This window comes from Candidatus Nitrosopumilus salarius BD31, from assembly GCF_000242875.2.
Taxonomy (GTDB): domain Archaea; phylum Thermoproteota; class Nitrososphaeria; order Nitrososphaerales; family Nitrosopumilaceae; genus Nitrosopumilus; species Nitrosopumilus salarius.
In genome coordinates, this window is sequence record NZ_AEXL02000088.1 from 1 (window position 1) to 4,010 (window position 4,010).

At 35.1% G+C, this 4,010-nt stretch carries 5 protein-coding genes, 1 tRNA gene and 1 pseudogene; 6 read left to right on the top strand and 1 reads right to left on the bottom strand.

Annotation, left to right across the window (positions count from 1 at the left end):
- Window positions 1-297 (top strand): annotated as a pseudogene (locus BD31_RS04260) (trans-sialidase); the annotation flags it as partial.
- Between the two features lie 20 nt (window positions 298-317).
- On the opposite strand, the gene bcp reads toward BD31_RS04260, so the two are convergent.
- Window positions 318-791 (bottom strand): thioredoxin-dependent thiol peroxidase, encoded by a 474-nt coding sequence (gene bcp, locus BD31_RS04265; protein WP_008299062.1) that lies wholly within the window; start codon window positions 789-791, stop codon window positions 318-320.
- A 101-nt stretch (window positions 792-892) separates the two neighbouring features.
- Here bcp and BD31_RS04270 point away from each other — a divergent pair, with 101 nt between their 5' ends.
- From BD31_RS04270 to BD31_RS04290, 5 genes are all read left to right on the top strand, one after another.
- Window positions 893-1,597: an MIP/aquaporin family protein gene (locus tag BD31_RS04270; RefSeq protein ID WP_048097443.1), complete on the top strand. Its 705-nt coding sequence runs from the start codon at window positions 893-895 to the stop codon at window positions 1,595-1,597.
- Window positions 1,598-1,636: 39 nt separating this feature from the next.
- The gene (locus BD31_RS04275; protein ID WP_008299061.1) at window positions 1,637-2,068 is read left to right on the top strand and encodes a hypothetical protein; all 432 of its coding nucleotides are present in this window, start codon (window positions 1,637-1,639) and stop codon (window positions 2,066-2,068) included.
- The gene (locus tag BD31_RS04280) at window positions 2,061-2,882 is read left to right on the top strand and encodes a class I SAM-dependent methyltransferase (RefSeq protein WP_008299071.1); all 822 of its coding nucleotides are present in this window, start codon (window positions 2,061-2,063) and stop codon (window positions 2,880-2,882) included. The genes BD31_RS04275 and BD31_RS04280 overlap by 8 nt, the downstream gene beginning before the upstream one ends.
- Window positions 2,883-2,924: 42 nt before the next feature.
- A tRNA-Arg gene (locus BD31_RS04285) sits at window positions 2,925-2,999 on the top strand.
- Between the two features lie 161 nt (window positions 3,000-3,160).
- Window positions 3,161-4,009 carry a TrmB family transcriptional regulator gene (locus tag BD31_RS04290; RefSeq protein ID WP_008299068.1) on the top strand — a complete coding sequence of 283 codons (849 nt, stop codon included), beginning with the start codon at window positions 3,161-3,163 and terminating at the stop codon, window positions 4,007-4,009.
- The last annotated feature ends 1 nt before the right edge of the window (window position 4,010 follow it).

The window sequence follows — 4,010 nt, forward strand, 5'->3', positions numbered from 1 at the left end:
CCCGCAAAAGGTACATTACCAAAAGGAATGGGACAAACACCTCCTCCACAACAAAACACATCTAGTGGCAGTGAAGGTAAATCCAGAAAACAACAACTTGAAGAATATGAAACTGAGTACTTGCAAAGAATCGAACAACAAAGAATTGAAGAAGAAAAAGCTTATCAGGAAATTATTGAGGCAGAAGCAAAATCTAGATCTCAACAAACACGTGGTAGTTTACCAAAAGGTTTTGAGCCAAAACCTGAACCTGAACAACAAAAACAATCTAGAGGAACACTTCCAAAAGGCTTTTAATTTTTCAACAATCTTTTCTTTTAATTATTTTTAATTTGATTTAGAAAGTCATCTAACACTTCTTTTGAATGTCCTGAAGGTTTTACTTTAGGGTAAATTTTGAAAATCTTTCCTTTCTCATTTACTAAAAATGTGCTTCTATTCACTCCCATGTATTCTCTGCCCATGAATTTTTTCTTGCCCCAAACACCAAACATTTTTGAGATTTCTTTATCCACATCTGCTAAAAGTGGAAATTTAATTCCCATCTTATCACAGAATTTTTTATGTGATTCAACGTCATCTGGACTAATCCCAATTATTTCAATTTCTTCCTTTTGGAATTTTTTGTAATCTTTTGAAAATTCATCAGCTTCAGTAGTACATCCTGGCGTGAAGTCTTTTGGATAAAAGTAGATCACATGTTTTTTACCCTTAAAATCTGTAGATTTTACCTTTTTTCCATTAGCATCGTTTATTTCAAATTTTGGAACAATATCTCCCTCTGAAATCATAATAATTATAGCAATTTACACCCATAATTAATTACTTCACTTGAGATAAACAAAAGCCTACTCCGAATGTTTTATATGGAAATTGAAATGGCTGTTGCTTGATGGTTAATCCTAGAGCATATCTTGCAGAAGCAATTGCAACATATGGTTTGGTATTTTTTGGACCTCTTTCAGTAATTCTGGCTATTGCATCCTTTGGAGAAGAACTTACCACACAATCTGTTTTCTTTATCTCAATCGGGCACGGCGCAGCTATCGGGTTAATGGTATATGCGTTTGGCCATATATCTGGCGCCCACATCAACCCTGCAGTTACAATCCCAATGATGATTACAAGAAAGATTGGAATTGCAGATGGTATTGGTTACATTATTTCACAATTAATCGGAGCTGTTGCAGCAGCAGCAACACTGAAAGCAATTTTGCCTGAACTTGGTGCCAAAGTAAACTTTGCAACACAAGGTGGGCCAAGTGATCTTATCAATAACAGTATTGGCTCTGGCTTTGCAGTAGAGGCAGTATTGACATTCTTTTTGGTAACTGTAATCTTCATGGTGGCAGTTCACAAAAAAGCAACTCCTGGAATTCAAGGACTTGCTATTGGTGGAATGATTTTCCTTATTCACTTAGTTGGAGTACCGTTAACAGGGGCTTCTGTAAACCCTGCAAGAACATTTGGTCCTGCATTGATCTCTGGATTCTGGGAATTCCATTGGATGTATTGGGCAGCACCAATCTTGGGTGGAATTATTGCAGGTCTAATAATGAATTATGTTTTCGTCAAAAAGGCAGAGCAAGAAGCATAATCCTAACATTTTTAAAAATTTGAACATTAATTTTTCTATATGGCTTCAGCTGAAGATATTTCTCAAATGTTTCATTCTGAATATCTAAAACTTCAAAATCTGATTAATACCGCAAATTCCAAAACTGATATGAACATTCATGAAATCATTGAGACATATTATCAAATCATGAATGTCTCTTCTATGGCTACCATGCTGAAACAACAGACAAAGTCTAATGAATTATTAGACAGAATTCGAGAAACTGAAAAACTAATTTCTGAGCAATTTGACTCTATTATTCACCCTAAAATAATGGCAAATCTAACTGCATCAATTCAAGAAATGACTAGGGCATTACAATCTGGAAATTCTACTGAAAAATCAAAAGAAAAAATTGAATCTGATGCAAAATTGTTTGAAGAACTACGTCAAAAAATGAGTACTAAAGAATTTGTAGATCAATATGAGATTGGAATTTCTCATGATTGAAGATCTCGCAAAAAATTTAGTTGAATTAAAAAACGAATTTGCAAAATCATATGATGGTAAAAGTCAGATTCAAGAAGTTATCCCAAAATCAACGTCCTCTTTATTTCCAATTGCAGAACCTCATTTGGAATCATTACATCAGTTTGCAACAAAAAATCCAATCTACTATAATTATTTTGAGAAGAAAATAGGTTCGGTTGACTGTGTTGTGTATGAGGGTGACATTAACCGGTATTGGCTTAACAGTATTCAACACGGATCAAGCAAAGCTCCTTTTTCTCCTACATGGATAATGTCTGGTTATGTTGTCACGTTATTTGCAAAACACTTGGGATTCTCTGAAGTAATTGATATTGGATCGGGAGATGGCAGAATTGCATTTTGTGCAAAAATATTGGATATGGAATCTTTTAGTATTGAAATTGATGATATGCTAGTAGACTTGCAAAAACTTTTGAATAAAACAATTGATTTTCACCCTCATTGCTCTGATGCTGCAACCTTTGATTATAATTCATTAAATCTCAAACACCCAATTTTTTTCATTGGCGGTCTTGCTCAAATGGGAGGTAATGCCTTAGCTGAAGATGTTTTGCAAAAAATTCATTCAATTTCTCATCTTAAGGCTAATGCTGGTTGGGTCTTTGCTGGTACATTTTCGCAAAAGTATGCACCAGATCCAAAAAATGAAGCAGGATGGGGCTCGCTTATCGAAGAACATAATCTCAAATCAATCCAAACTATTTCTTTGCCCACTGCTTGGACTTTTCATGAAACTGAATCTACTCCATACATCTTTTCTCAATCAATTTGACTGATAGCAATCCAAATTAAGCGTAAACCTCCCAAACTTTTTGGACTCGTTGCATAGCTTGGATAGTGCGAACGCTTGCGGAGCGTTAGGTCGCCGGTTCAAGTCCGGTCGGGTCCGCTAATTACATTTTAATTAATTCAGTAGATTGATATGGTAATTTTTTATCATTCTGCATTTTTATGGTGAATTTGATATTTTTTCTGAGCCTAGAATATTGTTTGTTCAAATGAACGAACAATTCTAAACATAGCCACATTTCTGTAAAATATGTGATCGCAATGAACATTGATGAACAAATCAGCCTTTTTGATAATAATTCAGACACTGCAATGTACAAGCATAAACTGATTCTTGAGAAAATTCAAAATGAACTAATCAATTTTGGTCTTACAAAAAGTCAGGCAAGAGTATTCATCTATCTCGGAAAATATGGATCGAAAACTGCGTCTGCAATAGCAAAAGCTCTACAATTACCAAGAACCGAGACATACCATCTGGTAAACTCATTACAAAATATGGGTCTCGTAGTTGCAGAATTATCTCATCCTACACAATACACTGCAATGGAAATGAATAATGCTATATCGACACTAGTCAAACAAGAGCAAGAACGAATTGATGTATTGGCAAACAAGGAGGCATCTCTTTCTGAGATGTGGAATGAAATTCCGTTTTTTGCTGTTGAGACTGATGAGTCAAAATCTGAAAAGATGCAGTTACTTCATGGGGCAGGACCTATAACTAACAAAATTAAAGAAATGGTGAATTCTAGCACAGATGATTTTAGAATTTATGGCAGTGTCTCGGATTTGCTTAGACTGTATCACTCTGATGTGTTTGACTGGATATGCGAATCCCCTGCAAATCTTCAAATGATTGTATCTCCTTTGATAAATACTCCAGAATTTCTTTCTGAAATGCATTCTGGAAAAATTCGAGCAATACCCTCGAACTCCGATAACAAATGCTTTATTGTAAATGATAGAAAAGAAGTCCTCATCTTTATGAGAAATGCCACACACCCAACAAGACAAGTCTTTGCATGGTGGTCTGATTCTGAAACTTTGGTTGACATGATGAACTCTCTCTTTGAATTATCTTGGGACAAAGGAGAGTCACTATATTGAG

What these genes read in the sequence shown, in the direction of transcription:
- bcp (WP_008299062.1), bottom strand. Translation starts at nt 791, where the DNA reads ATGATTTCAGAGGGAGATATTGTTCCAAAATTTGAAATAAACGATGCT.
- BD31_RS04270 (WP_048097443.1), top strand. Translation starts at nt 893, where the DNA reads ATGGTTAATCCTAGAGCATATCTTGCAGAAGCAATTGCAACATATGGT.
- BD31_RS04275 (WP_008299061.1), top strand. Translation starts at nt 1,637, where the DNA reads ATGGCTTCAGCTGAAGATATTTCTCAAATGTTTCATTCTGAATATCTA.
- BD31_RS04280 (WP_008299071.1), top strand. Translation starts at nt 2,061, where the DNA reads ATGATTGAAGATCTCGCAAAAAATTTAGTTGAATTAAAAAACGAATTT.
- BD31_RS04290 (WP_008299068.1), top strand. Translation starts at nt 3,161, where the DNA reads ATGAACATTGATGAACAAATCAGCCTTTTTGATAATAATTCAGACACT.